Origin of the sequence: Actinomyces slackii (assembly GCF_900637295.1) — a bacterium.
In the GTDB taxonomy this organism is placed as follows: Bacteria; Actinomycetota; Actinomycetes; order Actinomycetales; family Actinomycetaceae; genus Actinomyces; species Actinomyces slackii.
On the sequence record NZ_LR134363.1, the window covers coordinates 2539340 to 2557156 of the forward strand.

A 17817-nucleotide genomic window follows, 5' to 3' on the forward strand; every position below is an offset into this window, starting at 1 on the left:
CCATGACCGCAGTGATCGTCGTCGAGTCCTGCTTCGGCTCCACCCGGGCGGCCGCCCAGGAGATCGCGCGGGGACTACAAGATGCCGGAGTCCCCGCCCGGGTCCTGTCCCCCGGCCAGGCCACCGGCGAGGCGCTGGCCGGGGCCGGGCTCGTCGTGCTGGGCGCGCCCACCCACAACCGGGGGCTGCCGACCACCGCCAGTCTGGCCAAGGCCGCAGCGGCAGGGGGCGACGACGGCGCGGAGCGCGCAGGCGGTCCTGCGGGTCGGAGCATGCGCGAGTGGCTGGCCACCGCCCCGATCCCCCCGCAGGCTCGCGTGGCGGCCTTCGACACCGTCACCGGGCGCTCCTGGCTCCACGGCTCAGCGGCCAGGCAGATCCTCAAGGCCCTCGGGCGCCGGCGAGCCCCGATGCGCAGCCTCGTGGTCACCGGCACCCAGGGGCCCTTGGCCCATGGCGAGGCCCAGGCCGCCCGCGCATGGGGCGCCGAGCTCGCCCGGCCCTGACCCGGCGGCCCGGGGGCCTCAGACGTTGAAGCCCAGCGCCCGCAGCTGCTCGCGGCCCTCGGGGGTGATCTTGTCCGGGCCCCACGGCGGCAGCCACACCCACTGGATGCGCACCTGGTCGGCGATGCCCACCAGGGCCTGCTGGGCCTGCTCCTCGATGACATCGGTCAGCGGGCAGGCGGCCGTGGTCAGGGTCATGTCCAGCACCACGGTGCCATCAGGGTCGATGGACACCCCGTAGAGCAGGCCCAGGTCCACGACGTTGATGCCCAGCTCGGGGTCGATGACGTCGCGCAGCGCCTCCTCGACTGCGGCGGCGTCCACCTGCTCGACGGGCGCTGGGCTGTGCTGTGCCGCCATCGGATTGGCGGCGGTGCTCTCACTCATGGGTTCTCCTTGATCGCGGAATGCGGCACTCAGGTGGTCCGGGGCTCGACGTCGGGCAGCGCCACACCGGACTTGGCCAGGGCGTCTTTGAGGGCCATCCAGCCCAGCAGGGCGCATTTGACACGGTTGGGATACTTCGAGACCCCCTCGAAGGCGGCGGCGTCCTGGAGCTCGTCGAGGACCTCCTCATCGACGCCCTTGCCGCGCGAGTGCATGAGGATGTCGAAGTCGGCCTCCAGGCGGGCGACGGTGGCCAGGTCGGCGCCGTCGACCAGATCGTGCATCACCGAGATGGAGGCCTGGGAGATGGAGCACCCCTGCCCCTGCCAGCCCACGGCCTCGATCCGCCCGTCCTGGACGCGCACGCCCAGGGTCACCTCATCCCCGCAGGTCGGGTTGACCTGGTGGCTGGTGGCGTCAGGGGCCTCAAGAGCGCCGCATCCGTGGCGCTCGCGGGAGTGGTCGAGGATGACCTGCTGGTAGAGCTGGTCGAGTTCGTTCATGCTCACCTCCGGAAGTAGCGGCGGACGTCCTGGACGGCGTCCAGTAGGCGGTCGATGTCCTCGGCCCTGGAGCAGGGCCCGAAGGAGGCGCGCGATGTGGCGTGGACGCCGAAGTGGGCGTGAATCGGCTGAGCGCAGTGATGGCCGGTGCGCACCGCGACCCCAGCGGCATCCAGGACCTGGCCCACGTCGTGGGGGTGGACCCCCTCAATGGTGAAGGCCACCACGCCCAGGCGGTCGCGGGAGTCCTGCGGCCCGATGAGCCGCAGCCCCTCGATGCCCCCCAGGCCCTCCAGGGCCCGCTCCAGCAGGGCCATCTCGGTGGCGTGGAGGCGGTCCATCCCCACCGCGCCCAGGTAGTCCACGGCCGTCTGCCACCCCGCTGCCTGCGCCAGGGGCTGGCTGCCGGCCTCATAGCGCGCCGGACCGGACATGTAGGTCGAGGACTCCATGGTCACGACCTCGATCATGGATCCGCCGGTCAGGACCGGTGGCATGGACCTCAACAGCTCCTCGGTGGCCACCAGGGCCCCGATCCCGGTGGGCCCGCACATCTTGTGGCTGGACAGGACCATGGCATCGACGCCCGCCGCGCTCAGGTAGGAGAAGTCCAGCGGAAGGTGGGCGGCGGACTGGCAGGTGTCCAGGACCACCAGGGCCCCGACCGCCTGAGCCCGCGGCAGGATCTGCTCCAGGGGGCTGATGGCCCCGGTGACATTGGAGGCGTGAGTCAGGGCCAGCACCCGGGTGCGCTCGGTGATGACCTCGAGGGTCTCCAGGTCGATGCGCCCGTCATCGCTGAGATCCAACCAGGTCAGGCGCGCCCCCGTGCGGGCACACAGCTCCTGCCAGGGCACCAGGTTGGCATGGTGCTCGGCACGGGTGACCACCACCTCGTCGCCGGCGCCGATGGCCAGGCGGGAGGAGGGGTCGTGGGGCGCTGCCCGGCCCTCGCCATGGGAGGCGGGCCTGCCGGCGCTAGCATGGCCGATGGCCAGGGCCACCAGGTTGATCGCCTCTGTGGCGTTCTTGGTGAAGACCAGCTGGTCGCCTCGGGCCCCCACGAAGGCGGCCACGGCCTGGCGGGCGTCCTCCCAGGTGGCTGTGGCCTCGTCGGCCAGCTGGTAGGTCGAGCGGCCGGCGGCACCGTTGGACAGGCGGTAGAAGCGCTCCTCGGCCTCGATGACACAGGCGGGCTTCTGGCTGGTCGCGGCCCAGTCCAGGTACACCAGCGGCTCGCCGTTGCGGGCCGGGCGCGCCAGGTAGGGGAAGTCGGCGCGGATCGCGTCGACCTCCCGGTCACTGAGGGCGGTGGCGGTGGGTGTCATGAGCTGCCTTCCGGGCGATGGGGCGTGGCACGGTCTGCTCACGGTGAGTCTGGGACCGTCCCGGGGCGCGCGGTGCGCCCCGGGACGAGCGCTCAGGCCTGGAAGCGGTCGTAGCCCTCCTCCTCCAGGCGCTCGGCCAGGTTGGGGCCGCCGGCCTCGGCCACGCGCCCGTCGACGAAGACGTGGACGAAGTCGGGCTTGATGTAGCGCAGGATGCGCGTGTAGTGGGTGATGAGGAGGAAGCCGGCCTCGGACTCGGCGTGGAGGCGGTTGACGCCCTCGGAGACGATGCGCAGGGCGTCGACGTCCAGGCCCGAGTCGGTCTCGTCCAGGACGGCGAAGCGCGGGCGCAGCAGTTCCATCTGCAGGATCTCGAAGCGCTTCTTCTCCCCGCCGGAGAAGCCCGTGTTGACGTCGCGCTGGGAGAAGGAGGGGTCGATGCGCAGGCGCTCCATGGCGGCATTGACCTCGCTGACCCACTGGCGGACCTTCGGGGCCTGGCCGTCGATGGCGGTCTTGGCGGTGCGCAGGAAGTTGGCGACGCTGACCCCGGGAACCTCCACGGGGTACTGCATGGCCAGGAAGAGGCCGGCGCGGGCGCGCTCGTCCGCGCTGAGCTCGAGCAGGTCAACGCCGTCGAGCAGGACCTTGCCCTCGGTGACCTCGTAGTCGGGGTGGCCGGCGATGGAATAGGCCAGGGTGGACTTGCCCGAGCCGTTGGGGCCCATGATGGCGTGGACCTGGTTGGAGTCGATGGTCAGGTCCACGCCCTTGAGGATGGGCTTGGGTCCGTCATTGCTCTCGACCTGGACGTGGAGGTTGATGATCTCAAGGGTGCTCATGGATGTGCTTTCGGCTTGTACGGTTCGTGGGGTGGGCTCAGCCCTGCTGGTCGGTGCGCGCGGCGATGACGCCGGTGAGCTGGAGCTCGTGCTCGATGGCGCTCATGAGGCGCTCCTCGACCTCGGGCACGCCGATCTCGGCGACGATCTCGTTGAAGAAGCCCAGGACCACCAGCCGGCGGGCCTCGGTCTCGGTGATGCCGCGCGAGCGCAGGTAGAACAGCTGCTCGTCGTCGAATCGCCCGGTGGCGCTGGCGTGGCCCGCCCCCTCGATATTGCCGTTCTGGATCTCCAGATTGGGCACGGAGTCGGCCTTGGCCCCAGGGGTGAGCACCAGGTTGCGGTTGAGCTCGTAGGTGTCGGTGCCCCGGGCCCCTGCCCCGATGAGGCAGTCCCCCACCCACACGGCATGGGCCCCCTCGCCCTGAAGGGCGCCCTTGTAGGTGACGCGGGAGTAGCAGTGGGGCTCGGTGTGCGCCACGTAGGGGCGGTGCTCCTGGTGCTGGCCGGCGTCGGTGAAGTAGACGCCGTAGGCGTCGATGCGCCCGCCCTCGCCGGCATAGCCCAGGTCGGGGCAGATCCGCACGTCCCCGCCCAGGGAGACCACGACATGCTTGAGCACGCCCCGGCCCTGGACCCGCACGCGGTGGTTGGAGGCGTGGACGGAGCGGTGCTGCCAGCCCTGGATGCTGACCACGGTCAGCTCGGCGCCATCGGCGACGTCGATCTCCACGCCCTGGGTCAGGGCGGCGGTCCCGGTGTGGTCCAGCACGACGGTGCCGACCGAGCCCGCCTGCGCGGCGATGTGGAGGTGCTGGGCGGTGGGGTGGGCCAGCTCCTCATCCTGGCCGATGATGTCCAGGCGCGCGGCCCGCTCCAGGCGCGCTCCGGCGCTCAGGGTCACGACGGTGGCGCTGGTGAAGGCGGCCCAGGCGGTCACGCCGCTGCGGTCGACGGGGGCGCCGATGGTGCCCAGGCGGGGGTCGTGGCGGTCCACGACCTCCACCATGGCCCCGGCGGGCAGGTCGGTCTCCACGCGCAGGGCGTCGGCCGCGGTGCCGATGGCCACGGCATCAAGGTCGAACAGGGGCGCGAAGCGCCTCATCGGGGTGAAGCGCCACTCCTCCTCCCGGCCACCGGGAACAGGGATCTGCGCGGGGTCGAAGGAGGTGGGGCGCTCAGCGCGCGAGGAGACGTAGCGCGGGCCGGGGCCCTGGGCGGCGCCGTGGGAGTGGGCGCCATCCAGCTGCGCGCCGGAGTGGTCGGTGGACAGGTCAGGCATTGATGGCTCCTTGCCGCGGGGATACCGCGACGGGTGATGATCCGGGTGGATGGTCCTGGGGTCTGGGCTGTGGCCGGCGGGGCTCAGCCCACGGAGTTCTCCATCTGGAGCTCGATGAGGCGGTTGAGCTCCAGGGCGTACTCCATGGGCAGCTCGCGGGCGATGGGCTCCACGAAGCCGCGCACGATCGTGGCCATGGCCTCGGTCTCGCTCAGCCCGCGCTGCATGAGGTAGAAGAGCTGATCGGCGCTGACCTTGGAGACGGTGGCCTCGTGGCCCATCTCGACGTCGTCGTTGCGCACATCCACATAGGGGTAGGTGTCCGAGCGGGAGACCTCGTCGACCAGCAGGGCGTCGCACAGCACGTTGGACTTCGCGTGGCGCGCGTTCTTCATGATCTGCACCAAGCCCCGGTAGGCCGAGCGGCCCCCGTGGCGGGCCACGGACTTCGAGACGATGTGGCTGGAGGTGTGGGGCGCCATGTGAACCATCTTGGCGCCGGTGTCCTGGTGCTGGCCCTCCCCGGCGAAGGCGATGGACAGGGCCTCGCCTCGCGAGTGGGGTCCCATGAGGAAGACGGCCGGGTACTTCATGTTGCGCTTGGATCCGATGTTGCCGTCGATCCACTCCATGGTGGCGCCCTCGGCGCAGGTGGCGCGCTGGGTCACGAGGTTCCAGACGTTGTTGGACCAGTTCTGGATGGTCGTGTAGCGCACGCGGGCGTTCTTCTTCACCACGATCTCCACGATGGCCGAGTGGAGGGAGTCGGTGGAGTAGATGGGGGCGGTGCAGCCCTCGACGTAGTGGACGTAGGAATCCTCGTCGGCGATGATGAGGGTCCGCTCGAACTGCCCCATGTTCTCGGTGTTGATGCGGAAGTAGGCCTGGAGCGGGATCTCGACGTGCACGCCCTTGGGGACGTAGATGAAGGAGCCCCCGGACCACACGGCCGTGTTGAGGGCGGCGAACTTGTTGTCCCCCGCGGGCACGACCGTGCCGAAGTACTCCTGGACCAGCTCGGGGTACTCGCGCACGGCGGTGTCCGTGTCCACGAAGATGACGCCCTGGGCCTCCAGGTCCTCGCGAATCTGGTGGTAGACGACCTCGGACTCGTACTGGGCGGCGACGCCGGCCACGAGGCGCTCGCGCTCGGCCTCGGGGATGCCGATGCGGTCGTAGGTGTTCTTGATGTCCTCGGGCAGGTCATCCCAGGAGTTGGCGGGGCGGTCCGTGGAGCGCACGTAGTACTTCACGGCGTCCATGTCCAGATCCGAGAGGTCCACGCCCCAGGTGGGCATGGGCTTGCGCTCGAAGGTCCTGTAGGCCTTGAGCCTCTTGTCCAGCATCCACTGCGGCTCGCCCTTGATGGCGGAGATCTCCCGGACCACCTGCTCATCCAGGCCCCGCTTGGCATTGGCCCCGGCCGCATCGGAGTCGTGCCAGCCGAAGTCGTAGCTTGTCGAGATCGAGTCGATAATCTCGTCGTCGCTGCTGCGCACGGTCTCGGTCGTAGGAGATGTCATCGAAGTCATCGAATTCCTTCCATTGACGGCCGCAGTGGCGCGTCGTGACGGTGGTGGAGGTCGTGGGTGGTGTGCGGGGATCAGCTCGTGGCCGCGGGGCCCTGCCTGCCGGCAGCCGGGGGCCTGAGGCCCTGGGCGCCCTTGGCCGCCCGCACCGCGCGCTTTCGCAGCGCGGGCATGGCGATGGGGATGTGAGTGGTGCACACGTGCTCCCCGCCGGCCAGGGTGGCCAGGCGCTGAACGGGCACCCCCACCAGGCGGGATATGGCCTGGGTCTCGGCATCGCAGAGCTCGTGGAACTCTCCGGCGACGTCGCGCACGGGGCAGTGGCCCTGGCAGAGCTGGACCGCGTAGGAGCCGTCCCCGACGTCGCGAACAGAGGCGGCGTAGCCGTCGAGGGTGAGGGCGTCGGCCAGGGCGCGGGCCCGCTCGGCCGGGTCCTTGCCGACTGCCTCGACAGCACCGGAGTAGCGCCGCTCGAGATCGCGGCCGCGGGCGGCTGCGAAGGAGTCGACGGCGCCGTCCCCGGCCACCTGGGACAGGTAGCGCAGCGCCCGGTTGGCCAGGTCCGAGTAGCCCTCGGCGAAGGAGGTGCGGGCCGTGGCGGTGAGCACGTAGTGGCGCGCCGGGCGGCCCCGCCCGCGCTTGCCCATGGTCGCCGGGCTGTGGACCTCGATCTGCTCCTCGTCCTCCAGGGCGGAGATGTGCCGACGAACGGCGGCGGGTGTCAGGGACAGGACCTTGGCGAGCTGGGCGGCGGACACCGGGCCCTTCTCGGCGATGAGATCGAGCACCCGGGCCCGGGTGGAGTCGTCATCGGCGGGCGCTGCCATGGCTCTCATCGCTCCTCTCCGCGTAATCCGGCTCGGCTGCCGGGCCTGCGTCCCTCGGATGACCCTCGGATCCGCCCGGCGGCGGGGCGCCTGGTGGCCCCACGAGTACTTTAACCAAGATCATGCTTGCCGAATTCCATCCAGGCAAGTTCACGAGCACATCTCGATGGTGGGATTCAACACCACCGACGATAGAAGCTCCTAGAGGGCCAGGCAGGCCTTACCAATAGGCGGCTGCTGCTATGGGCCGTGTCGCGGGCCGGTTCCGCGCTGCGCACCAGCCCGGAGCGGCGCGCCCACGCCGAAGGGGGCACGGTGATCAGGAAGGATGTCGAGGGAGATGTCGAGAGGGATGTCGAGAGGGACGGGCCGCCGTGGCCTCAGCCGGTCGGCGGGGCTGCGGCGCCGTCCACGGAGTCGCGCTCCACCGGCGGGCACGGGACGGTCAGGATCCCCCCTGCCGGGACCTCCTGAAGGCCCAGGAGGACCCTGACCCCAGCGGCCCCCATCTCGTAGTGAGGCAGCGCCACGGTGGACAGGGAGGGGTGGAGGTGGCCGGCGATGACCTCCTGGTTGTCGAAGCCGACGACGGACAGGTCCTGGGGGATGCTCAGACCCCGCTCCTTGATGGTGTCGTACAGGCCCATGGCCATGCGGTCGTTGTGGCAGCACACCCCTGTGGCCCCGGTGGCCAGCAGGTCGTCGGCGATCCCGTAGCCGCCCTCCTGATCGGGCCTGGCCTCCAGGATGAGATCCTCGTCCACCGGGATGCCCGCCCCGGCCAGCGCCTGCCGGTAGCCCTGCAGGCGCCCCGAGCGGGCGGGCGAGGCGGTGGTGGTGTTGATGAAGGCGATGCGGCGGTGCCCCCGCCTCAGGAGGATCTCTGCCGCCCGTCTGCCCCCGTCGACCTCGTCGGGGACGACCGCGGCGGGGCCCGCCCCCACCCGGCCGTAGCAGTTGACCAGGACCGAGTCGGTCTCGCCCAGTGCGGGGGGGACCTCCACCTCGCGGTGGTACCAGCGCGAGTAGAGGATGCCGCGCACGTTGTACTGGAGCATCATGGCGATGGCCCGCTCCTCGGCCTCCTGGTTGCCCTCGGTATTGGTCACCAGCAGGACGTGACCGTGCCTCCAGGCCTCCTCCTGGGCGCCGTGGACGATCTGCCCGGCGAAGGGAGTCGAGGCGATGGAGTCGGCCACCAGCCCGATGAAGGGACTGGTCCCCTGGACCAGGGTCTTGGCCAGGGCGTTGGGGCGGTACCCGAGCTCCTCGACGGCCTGGCGCACCCGCTCACGCGCCTCGGGGCCGATCCGCGCCTCCGTCTTGTGGTTGACCACGTGGGAGACGGTCGTCACCGAGACCCCTGCTCGTTGGGCCACCTCCCGCATGGTGACGCGATGGCCCTCGCCCGCCCGGCTCATCCTCATCCCTTCGTCGATCCGCTCTCCAGACCATAGATCATGGCCTTGTTGAGGACTAGGAATACCAGGAGCAGCGGGGTGATCGTGATGGTCACCGCGGCGAAGGTCGCGGTCCAGTCGGTCTTGCCCATCGCGCCGATGTAGTTCTGCAGTCCCAGGGGGACGGTCTTGAGCCCCTCGGTCAGGACGAAGGTGTTGGCGAAGACGAACTCGTTCCAGATGAAGATCGCGTTGACCATGACCACGGTGACGACGGTGTTGAGGGACATGGGCATGGTGATGCGGGTGAAGATGCGGTAGGGGCCGGCGCCATCGATCGAGGCGGCCTCGTAGATCTCGCGGGGGATGTAGCTGAAGAAGGACATGAAGAGGAACAGGGACATCGGCAGGGCGAACCCGGCCAGCGGGATGATGATCGACAGGTGGGTGTCGAGCATGCCGATCCTGGAGTAGTCGATGAACAGCGGCACGAGCGCGATCTGGACGGGGACCACGATCCCCATGAGGAGGATTGCGCGGATCAGCCCGGCGCCCTTGAAGCCCAGGACCTGGATGGCGTAGGCGCCCATCATGCCGCACACCACGATGAGGGCGCAGGATCCCAGGGTGACGATCGCGGAGTTGAGGATCGTGGTCCCCAGGTCCCCCTGCTCGATGGCTCGGGCGAAGTTGTCCAGGGTGAGGGATGCGGGCAGTCCGAAGGGATTGCCCGCCGCGAAGTCCTCGGGGCCGCGCACGGAGGTGAGGATCAGCCAGATGAACGGGTAGACCTGGATGACCAGCGCGAGCCCCAGGAGGAGCCTGTGGAGGATCTGCGCGGCGCGCAGCCGGCGCCGACGGTGCTGGCGGTGCTGGCAGTGCTGGCGCGGCATGCTGTCCGGGATGCCGGGCAGGGTGGGTGCGGTGGTGGTCATGATCAGTCCTTCCCCCTTCTCATGATCCCGACGATGAGGCCCACGGCGACCAGGCACTCGACGACGATGAACACCGAGATCGCGGAGGCGTAGCCGTAGTTGGTCGAGGTGAAGGCGGTCTTGTACATGTAGGTGGTGACGAGCTCGGAGGCCCGGCCAGGGCCGCCATTGGTCAGCAGGTAGGGGATGTCGAAGCCCCGAAGCCCGTAGGTGACGGCCATGACGAGCGTCGTGGTCCACACGGGCCTGATGTGCGGGAAGCGGATCGCGGTGAAGACCTTCCAGGCGCCGGCGCCGTCGAGGGAGGCGGCCTCCTCCAGCTCCTTGGGCACCGAGAGCAGAGCGGCGTAGAGGATAATGGTGTAGAGCCCGAGGAACCGCCAGCCCTCGGGGACGGAGACCGCGGCCAGGACCGTGCTGGTGTTGGACAGCCAGGCCTGATCCAGGGATCCCAGCCCGACGGCGTCGAGGACGGAGTTGACCAGGCCCCGGGGATCCAGGGAGTAGATGCGCTGGAAGAGCAGGGCGATGGCGGTGGTGGAGATGACCGCCGGCATGAGGAGGAGGACCTTGAGGACCTCTCGCCCCCGGGTGATGGTCAGCAGGAGGCAGGCGATCCCCAATCCGACCCCCATCTGGATCGTCACGCAGATGACGAGGTAGAGGAGCTGATTGACGAAGGCCTTCCAGAACACCGGGTCCTGCCCCAGCATCCTGGTGTAGTTGTCCAGGCCCGCGAACCGCATCTGCGTGATGCCGTCCCAGTGGAAGAAGCTCAGGACGAGGGACTGGATGATGGGCAGCAGAACGCCGCCGCCGAACAGGAGGATCGGCGGGAGCAGGAAGACGGCCACGGACCGTCGTGAGCGATAAGGAAGCATGAGGACCTCACATTGGGCTCAGCAGTGATTGGGGGATCGGGGCGGGGGCCCTGCCGCGGGGCGAGGATCCCCCGCCCCGCAGGGCTCACTCGCTGAAGTAGGAGGGGGCGTTGGTCGACAGGGCCTGATCCATGGTGGAGATGAACTCATCGACGGTGATATCGCCCTGCACGAGGAGCACCTGCTCCTGGAGCAGCGTGGTGTTGGTGGTGGGGTCGAGCTGGGTGTCCCAGGGCATCAGCGCGGCGCCCTCCACCTTGGCGGCCTCGTCGATGGCCTGCTGATAGATCGGCAGGGCGTTGTCGGGGACCACGGGGGGCGTGGTCGTGGGGCCCAGGAGACCGGTGGCGGCGTACATCTCCGGGTAGCGCTCCAGGGCGAAGCGGAGGAAGTCGTGGACGAGGGGGTCATAGGTGGCGGCGTTGACGGCCACGCCGATGCCCGAGGGGGCGACGTACTCGTTGGCGCCGGTGACGCCGCCGGAGATGGTCGGCAGCGTGAAGTAGCCGATGCTCTTGTGGAGGTCCGCGGGAAGGTCCGTCGTCGCCAGGCTCGGGAGCTCCCAGGTGCCCATGCAGTAGATAGCGGCCCTGCCGGAGGTGAAGAGGTTCTGGGCGTCGGTGTAGCCCACGGAGGAGAAGCCCTTCTGGAAGGCGCCCGCCTCGCCCAGGTCGTGGAGCCATTGCGCGGCTCGCCTGCCCGGGTCGTCGGCGAAGGAGGCCTCGCCGGTCTTGAGCGTCGTGATGTACTTCTCCCCCGCGATCCGGAAGGGCTGGTAGGCCACGTAGCGCTCCAGGGGCCAGCCGTCCAGGCCGTCCAGGGCGATCGGGATGACCCCGGAGCCGGCGAGCTTCCTGCACAGCTGGGGGAAGTCGTCGAGGCTGGCGGGGATGTCCGCGCCAGCCGCGGAGAAGAGGGCCTTGTTGTACCAGAAGACCTCAATGCCGTACTCCAGCGGGATCATGTAGAGCGAGCCGTCGTCGAAGCGCTGGTAGTCCAGGGCGGAGGGGCGGTAGGTGCTGGTGATGCCCAGGTTGTCCAGGAGTGCGGCGATGTCGACCATCTGGTGCTTCTTCGCCAGCTTGCGGGCGAAGGGGGTGGCATCGGTGTCGAAGAGCTCGGGGAGCTTGTTCGCCGCGGCCAGGGTCTCGTACTTCTGGATGTAGGAGGGGCGGTCCGGCGTGGTGATCAGGGTGAGCTTGAAGCCGTCGTGCTCCTTGGCGTAGTCCTGCGCGATCTGCTGCATGGTGGTGATCACCGCGCCGTTGGCGGGGCGTGAGAGGAGCCAGGAGATCTCGCGCGGCTCGATGCTCCCGCTCGGGTTGATGGTCACGGGCCCGGAGGGGGCGGCGCTGCTCCCACCGCAGGCGCCCAGGGCGGGGGCGGCCAGGGTGAGTCCGGCCAGGCCGAGGAACTGGTGGCGGCTCAGGTGGGGACTGGTCATGTCTTTCTCCTTCGAAAGTGCCCCGGGCGGCTCGGCGGCCGGGGCCGTGGTGCGGTTGGGATGGGGTGATGCTGAAGGGATGCGCCGGTCGGGCGGCGTGCCGCCTGGCAGGGCTCAGGTGCGAGTGCGGATGCTCAGGCCGGCCAGGGTGGTCGCCCCGTCCAGGCTGAACAGGCCGAGCCGGCCGCTGGGGTGGTCGTAGACCGATGTGGACAGACAGACCCTTGTGTCCACGCAGCATTGGAGGAGCTCGTGGCTCATGATGAGGTCGATGTGAGCGCGGCCCGCGCTCAGGTCGATCGGGCGCTCCAGCTCGATGACGTGCGGGATGTCCCCGGCGAGATGCCATTGCTCGGCGCCGGCGGTCCTCCTGGGCCAGCGGTCCAGGACGAGGCGGTTGTGCACGGGCTCCAGGCGCACGATGTAGCCGGTCTCCCCCTCGGCATCCGTCCTGATCAGGAGGCCCGTCTCCCTGGTGCCGGGCTCCCAGGACAGGTCCACACCGACCGCGACGTCGTCGGGCAGGACGTCGGTGAGGACCGTGGCGCCGTAGGCCTCCCGGGAGCCCACCGCAGCGGTTGGCGACGTCGCGGCCACCGGTGCGCCGTAGGCCTCCAGGACCTCGGTGGGGATGCTCATTGAGAGGCTGCCATCCTCGTTCTGGCTCGCCTCCAGGCAGGCCATCGTGCCCGCCCAGAGCCAGGGGCCGTCATCGCTGGCACCGCTGCGCGAGGCGATCCATCCGAAGAAGAGGCGGCGCCCGTGGAGATCGGCGGACTTGGCGGCGTAGAAGCCACGACCATCGAGGGTGTCATGGGCAGGGGCGGTCCAGGGGCCGTGGGGGCTGCGGGACATCCGGTAGCGAGTGACGAAGCGGTCGGTGAACTCGGAGTAGACGAGGTACCACCACTGGCCGATGCGGAAGACCTCCGGGCACTCCTGGGTCACGAAGCGCCTCGGGTCCCACAGGGGCGCCTCCACCCTCCAGCGGCGCAGGTCATGGCTCGTGAGCCTGGCCACCACGCCTCGACGCCGGTCGGCCCCCTGCGCATGGCGGGCCGCGAGGATCATCGACCACTGGTCCTCGCCGGGCAGGCGGTAGACGAAGGGGTCGCGCCAGTCGGCGGGGTCGTAGCCGGCCGGAGCGCCGAAGGTGTCCTCAGGGTGCTTGTCCCAGTGCTCGCCGTCGAGGCTCGTCGCGTGGGAGACCAGCTGGAGGGGACGCCCGTCGGCGGCCAGGCGCTCGGGGTTGCTCGCGGTGTAGAAGAGGTGGTGGAGGCCCTCGTCGTCCTGGACGATGCTGCCGGTGTAGGCGTTGTGGTCCTCCGCCTGCGGCCCCCCGCTGGGCAGGACGATGCCGCGGTCCTCGTAATGGACCAGGTCCGTGGTGGTGGTCAGGGCCCAGGGCGTGCCGGGCTTGGGCTGGGTGCGGCGCTCGTAGAGGTAGTAGAGGGAAAGGCGCTTTCCGTCACTGAAGGGGATGACGTCCCCCACCCAGTGGGGCGCCGGGCGGAAGAAGATCTCGGATCTCATGGCAGGTCCTGATGGTCAAACGATTGATCTGCGGACTCCACGAGGTTAGCGGGTCAGCATCGCACTGGTCAAGCGTTTGCGCACTCATCTTCACTCCGCTCCGCGTATGGGGCATGCGGGCATGGAGGCCCCAGCCCTGAATGCCCCGCTCACGCGCGCGGCCCCATGAACGAGGGCGGGCGCCACCGGTCGGTGGCGCCCGCCCTGACGGGAGCACGGCTCGCGCCGCATGCGCTCATCCCAGCGGCTATTGCGGCCTCAGCGGCTCATCAGCTCGATCCGCTCCCAGGGAATCGGATCGGGCACGGAGCCCACGAAGGGCGTCTGGCCGATTCCGTCGTCGAATCCGGTGAAGACCCACTGGCCCTGCCTGAGCCGGAGGAGCTGGCCGGCGTAGAGGTGCTCGAGACGCACGTAGCGCGCCGAGGCGACATCCCAGGGGCCCAGAGGGCTGTCCCCCTCGGCGAGCCACACGCCCCCGGGACCGGGCTCGGCCTGCATGTCCTGCCCGCAGGAGAACACCAGCAGGTGACGGCCCTCGATGCAGCGGGACTGGGCGACCTCGAGCTGACCGAAGCCTCCCGGCTGGGTCAAGGGCTCCAGCACCTCCCAGGTCTCCAGGTCGTCGGAGACCGCGTGCCCGATGACGCCGGAGCGCTTGCGCTCCACGCCGGTGGCCTGAGCGGTGATGAGCATGTGCCATCTCCCCTCATGGGCGAAGACGAAGGGATCGCGCCAGTGCTCGTCGGGCGCGTCCTCGCCCGCCTTCTTGTACCAGCGCGGATCCGCCTCCAGGGGCGAGGAGCAGGTGCGGTGGAAGACGGTGCCGTCATCGCTGTCCGCCCAGCCGATGCGCTGGACCATCCCGCCCTCGGCCCGGGAGATGCCGGTGTAGAAGACCCGCAGGGAGCCGTCGGGCTTGATGATCGTCGAGCCGGTCCAGATCGCCTGGTCGTCGAAGGCCGGGCCGTCGGAGTGGACCAGGGCGTCGGGCATCAGACGCCAGGTGCGCGCGTCATCGGAGACCGCATGCCCGAGGCCGGCGCGCCAGTGCCGACGGTCAGGATCATGCAGGGCCCGGGAGGCGCGCAGGAAGAACAGGTGGTACTGCTCGCCGTCGTCGGCGATCCAGTGGTCCCACACCCAGTGGTCGGCCAGTGACAGTGCCACGCCCCTCACCCCTTGACCGCGGTGCCGGCCAGCGAGGCCACGAAGGAGCGCTGGAAGGCCACGAAGATCATGAGCACGGGAAGTGTGATGAGCGTGCCGTAGGCCATGATCTCCCCCCAGACGGGGTTGAGCTGGAAGAAGTACTGCATGCCCACGCTCACCGGGCGCAGTTCCTCCTCCTGAACCACCATGAGCGGCCACAGATAGGAGTTCCAGGCCGGCAGCATCGTGATGATAGCGACCGTGGCGAAGGTCGGCCCCGACAGGGGGACGGCGATCTTGCGGTAGATCGTCCACCAGCCCGCACCGTCCACGCGCGCCGCCTCATCGATCTCCTTGGGGATGTCGGAGAAGTGCTGGGCGAACAGGAAGATGGCCAGCGCATTGGCGATGAAGGGCAGGATCTGGACCGAATAGGTGTTGAGCAGGCTCTGGTCCAGCAGGAATCCGTCCTGGACCCAGGAGACATGCGGCAGCTTGGCCACCCAGAACACCAGGGGAACCGCGATGGTCTCGAAGGGGACCATGAGGGTGGCCAGCACCAGTGACAGGATGACGTTCTTGCCCTTCCACCGCATGCGGGAGATGGCGAACCCGATCATGGAGTTGACCACCAGGCCGCAGCCCACGATGCCGACCGTCACGATCACCGAGTTCATGAGGAACCGGGCCGCCGGCACGCGCTGGAACACGCCCACGTAGTTGTCCAGGCTCAGATCCCCGATCGGCAGGAACGCCCTGATGGTGCCCAGGTCGGAGAAGATCTGGGAATCGGGCTTCAGGGAGGAGAACATCATGAACAGCAGCGGGAAGACGGCCACCGAGGATGCCGCGACCAGGCCGACGTAGGTCAGCGTCTTCTTGCGCCGCTTGGAGGCCGCCCGCCCGATGCCAGGGGTGTCGAGCGCCTTGTCCACCGCCGACTCCAGGTCGGGCAGCTCTGAGGAGATGGTGGTCATCTCAGTCCTCCTTGGTCAGCCGGCGCTGGATGAGGGAGATGGTCAGCACCAGGATGAAGAAGATCAGCGAGATCGCCGAGCCGTACCCCATGTCCTGCTCCCGATAGCCCTTGCGCACGGCGTGGTAGACGAGTGTGGAGGTCGCGTCCTGGGGCCCGCCGGAGGTCATGACATCGACCTGCACGAACAGCCCCAGGGCGGCGATGGTGATGGTCACCAGGATGAAGACCATCGTGGAGTGAAGGCCCGGCCAGGTGATGTAGCGGAACTCCTGCCAGGCATTGACCCCATCGAGGGAGGCCGCCTCGTAGAGCGCCGGATCGATCATCTGCAGGCCGGCGAGCCAGATGACCATGTGCAGGCCCACCGCCTGCCAGATGGACAGCACGATGATGGCGGGCATCGCCGAGCCCGGGTTGTTGAGCCAGGCGATCGCCGTCCACCCACCGCCGGTGAGCGTGTTGAGCATGGAGTTGAACAGGCCGTTCTCCTCGTAGAAGAAGCTCCACAGGATGGAGACCACGACCATGGAGGTGACCACGGGCATGAAGATCATGGTCCTGAAGGCGGTCACTCCCCTGACCTTCTGGTTGACCAGCACCGCAAGCGCCAGGGCGAGGCCGGACTGGCAGGGCACCACAACCGCGGCGAAGAATGCGGTGTTGCCCAGGGAGCGCAGGAAGGTGGGGTCGTGGGCGAAGGCCCGAGTGAAGTTGCCCAGCCCCACGAAGCTGGGGGGATCGGGCGAGATGAGCCTGGCGTTGGTGAAGCTCAGCACGAAGGTGAGCAGGATCGGGACGCCCATGAAGAGCGCCAGGAGAAGGAGGGCCGGGGATGACATGAGCCATGCCATCCTGGCCTCCTTGCGCAGCGCGGCCGAGCGCCGCGGGGTAGCGGTGGCGGACATGTGTCTCCTTGACATGCTGGGGATGCTCCCGGAGCGCCTCTGCCAGGATCGGGCTGGGGCGCTCACGGATGGAGCATCACTTGGCCTTGTAGCCGTTGTTGGAGGCGATGTCGGCGTCGATGTCCTTGACCGCCTGGTCCAGGGTCTTCTTGACATCGGCGCCCGAGACGATGTCGTGGGCGGCCTTGTCGAAGATGGAGGAGATGACCTTGTACCCCGGCGTCGCCGGGCGCAGCAGGGCGAAGGCCTTGCCGATCTGGTGGACCGGCTCCAGGGGCTTGCCCTCCCCGTAGTTCTTGGTCCCGGAGATGGCCGAGTCCACCGAGGGGTAGGTGCCGATGGCGTTGGAGTACTCCACGAGGTAGTCGTCCTGCATGAGGAACTCGATGAACTTGTTGGCGGCCTCGGGGTTCTTGGAGGTCGCCGACACGCCCCACTGCCAGGAGCCGCCGCCCACGTGCGCGCCCTTGCCGAAGTCCACCGGCGGGAGGATGACGACCTCCTCCGCCCCGAAGGCCTCCTGGGCCTGGAGAACCTTCCAGCCACCGGTGTAGACCATGGGGACCTTGGACTGCAGGAAGTCCTGCCCGTCGGTGGCGGGGGTCTCCGAGGCCAGTCCGTCGGCGAAGAGGCTGCGGAACCAGGTCCCCCAGGCCACGGCCTCGGCACTGTTGAGGAAGCCCTCCGCGGTGGAGAAGTCATCCCGGTTGATGAGGTCCCCGCCGAAGGACTGGAGCATGGGGGCGTAGGCGTAGGGCCACCACTCCGCGGTGTCCCACACGCCCATGTCGATGGCGTAGCTGTAGTCGGGCAGCTCGGCCAGCTTCTTGAGCAGGGCGTCGAACTCGTCCTTGGTCCAGGGCTTGTCGATGGTGGGGATCCGCGCTCCCGCGGCATCCAGCGCGGACTTGCGGCCCAGGAAGCACAGGGAGGTGTCGTAGGGGCCCACGGAGTACAGGGTGTCGTTCCAGTAGCCCTTGGCCGAGTCGATGATGGAGCCCTCGAGGTCCTTGGAGATGGTCAGGGGCGCCAGGTACCCGGCCCAGGCCCAGTTGGGCATGATCGGTCCGTCCAGGTCGAGGATGTCGGGCAGGTCCCCCGCGGCCGCAGCCGAGGCGATGGCGTCGTTGTAGGAGGCCTGCGGGAAGGACTTGACGGTGACCGTGGTCTTGGGGTTGGCGGCGTTGAAGGCCTCCACGGCCTTGTTGACCACGGCGAGCTCCTCGGTGTTGCCCCCGTTGTGGGTCCACAGGGTGATGCCCCCGGAGGAGGCTCCCTGCTGGGAGGAGCAGGCGGCCAGAGCCGTAGCGGACGCGGCCAGGGCGCCAGCCCCGATGAAGCTGCGGCGGTTGATGAGCATGGCAGTGCACTCCTTGGTGTGCTC

17 protein-coding genes are annotated in these 17817 nt (G+C 69.0%); 1 reads left to right on the plus strand and 16 read right to left on the minus strand.

The annotated features are described in order from the left end of the window. Positions 1-2 precede the first annotated feature (2 nt). On the plus strand, positions 3-506 hold the full coding sequence (locus tag EL266_RS10395) for a flavodoxin family protein (RefSeq protein ID WP_026427568.1): 504 nt from the start codon (positions 3-5) through the stop codon (positions 504-506). A gap of 18 nt (positions 507-524) precedes the next feature. On the opposite strand, the gene EL266_RS10400 is transcribed toward EL266_RS10395, so the two are convergent. The 16 genes from EL266_RS10400 to EL266_RS10475 form a co-directional block, all read right to left on the minus strand. Then, positions 525-893, minus strand: a complete 369-nt coding sequence (locus tag EL266_RS10400; RefSeq protein ID WP_026427569.1) for a metal-sulfur cluster assembly factor — start codon at positions 891-893, stop codon at positions 525-527. Positions 894-922: 29 nt separating this feature from the next. Next, positions 923-1396: a Fe-S cluster assembly sulfur transfer protein SufU gene (gene sufU / locus EL266_RS10405; RefSeq protein ID WP_026427570.1), complete on the minus strand. Its 474-nt coding sequence runs from the start codon at positions 1394-1396 to the stop codon at positions 923-925. Between the two features lie 2 nt (positions 1397-1398). After that, complete coding sequence (locus EL266_RS10410) at positions 1399-2724, minus strand: SufS family cysteine desulfurase (protein WP_026427571.1); 1326 nt, start codon at positions 2722-2724, stop codon at positions 1399-1401. Between the two features lie 92 nt (positions 2725-2816). After that, a complete protein-coding gene (gene sufC, locus EL266_RS10415) occupies positions 2817-3566 on the minus strand; it encodes a Fe-S cluster assembly ATPase SufC (RefSeq protein WP_026427572.1) in 750 nt (249 codons plus the stop codon). A gap of 37 nt (positions 3567-3603) precedes the next feature. Next, positions 3604-4848, minus strand: a complete 1245-nt coding sequence (gene sufD / locus EL266_RS10420) for a Fe-S cluster assembly protein SufD (RefSeq protein WP_026427573.1) — start codon at positions 4846-4848, stop codon at positions 3604-3606. 83 nt (positions 4849-4931) lie between these two features. Further along, positions 4932-6371, minus strand: coding sequence for a Fe-S cluster assembly protein SufB (sufB, locus tag EL266_RS10425; RefSeq protein ID WP_026427574.1), 1440 nt, complete (start codon positions 6369-6371; stop codon positions 4932-4934). 80 nt (positions 6372-6451) lie between these two features. Then, on the minus strand, positions 6452-7204 hold the full coding sequence (locus EL266_RS10430; RefSeq protein WP_034515224.1) for a helix-turn-helix transcriptional regulator: 753 nt from the start codon (positions 7202-7204) through the stop codon (positions 6452-6454). Between the two features lie 380 nt (positions 7205-7584). Next, a complete protein-coding gene (locus tag EL266_RS10435; protein ID WP_232012160.1) occupies positions 7585-8592 on the minus strand; it encodes a LacI family DNA-binding transcriptional regulator in 1008 nt (335 codons plus the stop codon). A 35-nt stretch (positions 8593-8627) separates the two neighbouring features. Then, positions 8628-9539 carry a carbohydrate ABC transporter permease gene (locus EL266_RS10440; protein WP_084500983.1) on the minus strand — a complete coding sequence of 304 codons (912 nt, stop codon included), beginning with the start codon at positions 9537-9539 and terminating at the stop codon, positions 8628-8630. A gap of 2 nt (positions 9540-9541) precedes the next feature. Beyond that, entirely contained in the window at positions 9542-10420 is an 879-nt protein-coding gene (locus EL266_RS10445) for a carbohydrate ABC transporter permease (RefSeq protein WP_026427578.1), read from the minus strand. Positions 10421-10505: 85 nt separating this feature from the next. Next, positions 10506-11864, minus strand: coding sequence for an ABC transporter substrate-binding protein (locus tag EL266_RS10450; RefSeq protein ID WP_051281340.1), 1359 nt, complete (start codon positions 11862-11864; stop codon positions 10506-10508). 114 nt (positions 11865-11978) lie between these two features. Continuing rightward, entirely contained in the window at positions 11979-13397 is a 1419-nt protein-coding gene (locus tag EL266_RS10455; protein WP_026427580.1) for a glycoside hydrolase family protein, read from the minus strand. Between the two features lie 258 nt (positions 13398-13655). After that, positions 13656-14567, minus strand: coding sequence for a glycoside hydrolase family protein (locus EL266_RS10460; protein WP_026427581.1), 912 nt, complete (start codon positions 14565-14567; stop codon positions 13656-13658). 5 nt (positions 14568-14572) lie between these two features. After that, entirely contained in the window at positions 14573-15526 is a 954-nt protein-coding gene (locus EL266_RS10465) for a carbohydrate ABC transporter permease (RefSeq protein ID WP_026427582.1), read from the minus strand. A 1-nt stretch (position 15527) separates the two neighbouring features. Then, positions 15528-16433 (minus strand): carbohydrate ABC transporter permease, encoded by a 906-nt coding sequence (locus tag EL266_RS10470; protein WP_026427583.1) that lies wholly within the window; start codon positions 16431-16433, stop codon positions 15528-15530. Positions 16434-16509: 76 nt separating this feature from the next. After that, positions 16510-17793: an ABC transporter substrate-binding protein gene (locus tag EL266_RS10475; RefSeq protein WP_026427584.1), complete on the minus strand. Its 1284-nt coding sequence runs from the start codon at positions 17791-17793 to the stop codon at positions 16510-16512. Between the last annotated feature and the right edge of the window lie 24 nt (positions 17794-17817).

Bases quoted from the DNA above. Each gene is read 5' to 3' on its own strand.
- EL266_RS10435 (WP_232012160.1), bottom strand. From the start codon at position 8,592: ATGCGGGAGGTGGCCCAACGAGCAGGGGTCTCGGTGACGACCGTCTCC.
- EL266_RS10430 (WP_034515224.1), bottom strand. From the start codon at position 7,204: ATGGCAGCGCCCGCCGATGACGACTCCACCCGGGCCCGGGTGCTCGAT.
- sufB (WP_026427574.1), bottom strand. From the start codon at position 6,371: ATGACATCTCCTACGACCGAGACCGTGCGCAGCAGCGACGACGAGATT.
- EL266_RS10395 (WP_026427568.1), top strand. From the start codon at position 3: ATGACCGCAGTGATCGTCGTCGAGTCCTGCTTCGGCTCCACCCGGGCG.
- EL266_RS10445 (WP_026427578.1), bottom strand. From the start codon at position 10,420: ATGCTTCCTTATCGCTCACGACGGTCCGTGGCCGTCTTCCTGCTCCCG.
- EL266_RS10400 (WP_026427569.1), bottom strand. From the start codon at position 893: ATGAGTGAGAGCACCGCCGCCAATCCGATGGCGGCACAGCACAGCCCA.
- EL266_RS10410 (WP_026427571.1), bottom strand. From the start codon at position 2,724: ATGACACCCACCGCCACCGCCCTCAGTGACCGGGAGGTCGACGCGATC.
- sufC (WP_026427572.1), bottom strand. From the start codon at position 3,566: ATGAGCACCCTTGAGATCATCAACCTCCACGTCCAGGTCGAGAGCAAT.
- EL266_RS10455 (WP_026427580.1), bottom strand. From the start codon at position 13,397: ATGAGATCCGAGATCTTCTTCCGCCCGGCGCCCCACTGGGTGGGGGAC.
- sufD (WP_026427573.1), bottom strand. From the start codon at position 4,848: ATGCCTGACCTGTCCACCGACCACTCCGGCGCGCAGCTGGATGGCGCC.
- EL266_RS10465 (WP_026427582.1), bottom strand. From the start codon at position 15,526: ATGACCACCATCTCCTCAGAGCTGCCCGACCTGGAGTCGGCGGTGGAC.
- EL266_RS10475 (WP_026427584.1), bottom strand. From the start codon at position 17,793: ATGCTCATCAACCGCCGCAGCTTCATCGGGGCTGGCGCCCTGGCCGCG.
- EL266_RS10470 (WP_026427583.1), bottom strand. From the start codon at position 16,433: ATGTCCGCCACCGCTACCCCGCGGCGCTCGGCCGCGCTGCGCAAGGAG.
- sufU (WP_026427570.1), bottom strand. From the start codon at position 1,396: ATGAACGAACTCGACCAGCTCTACCAGCAGGTCATCCTCGACCACTCC.
- EL266_RS10450 (WP_051281340.1), bottom strand. From the start codon at position 11,864: ATGACCAGTCCCCACCTGAGCCGCCACCAGTTCCTCGGCCTGGCCGGA.
- EL266_RS10440 (WP_084500983.1), bottom strand. From the start codon at position 9,539: ATGACCACCACCGCACCCACCCTGCCCGGCATCCCGGACAGCATGCCG.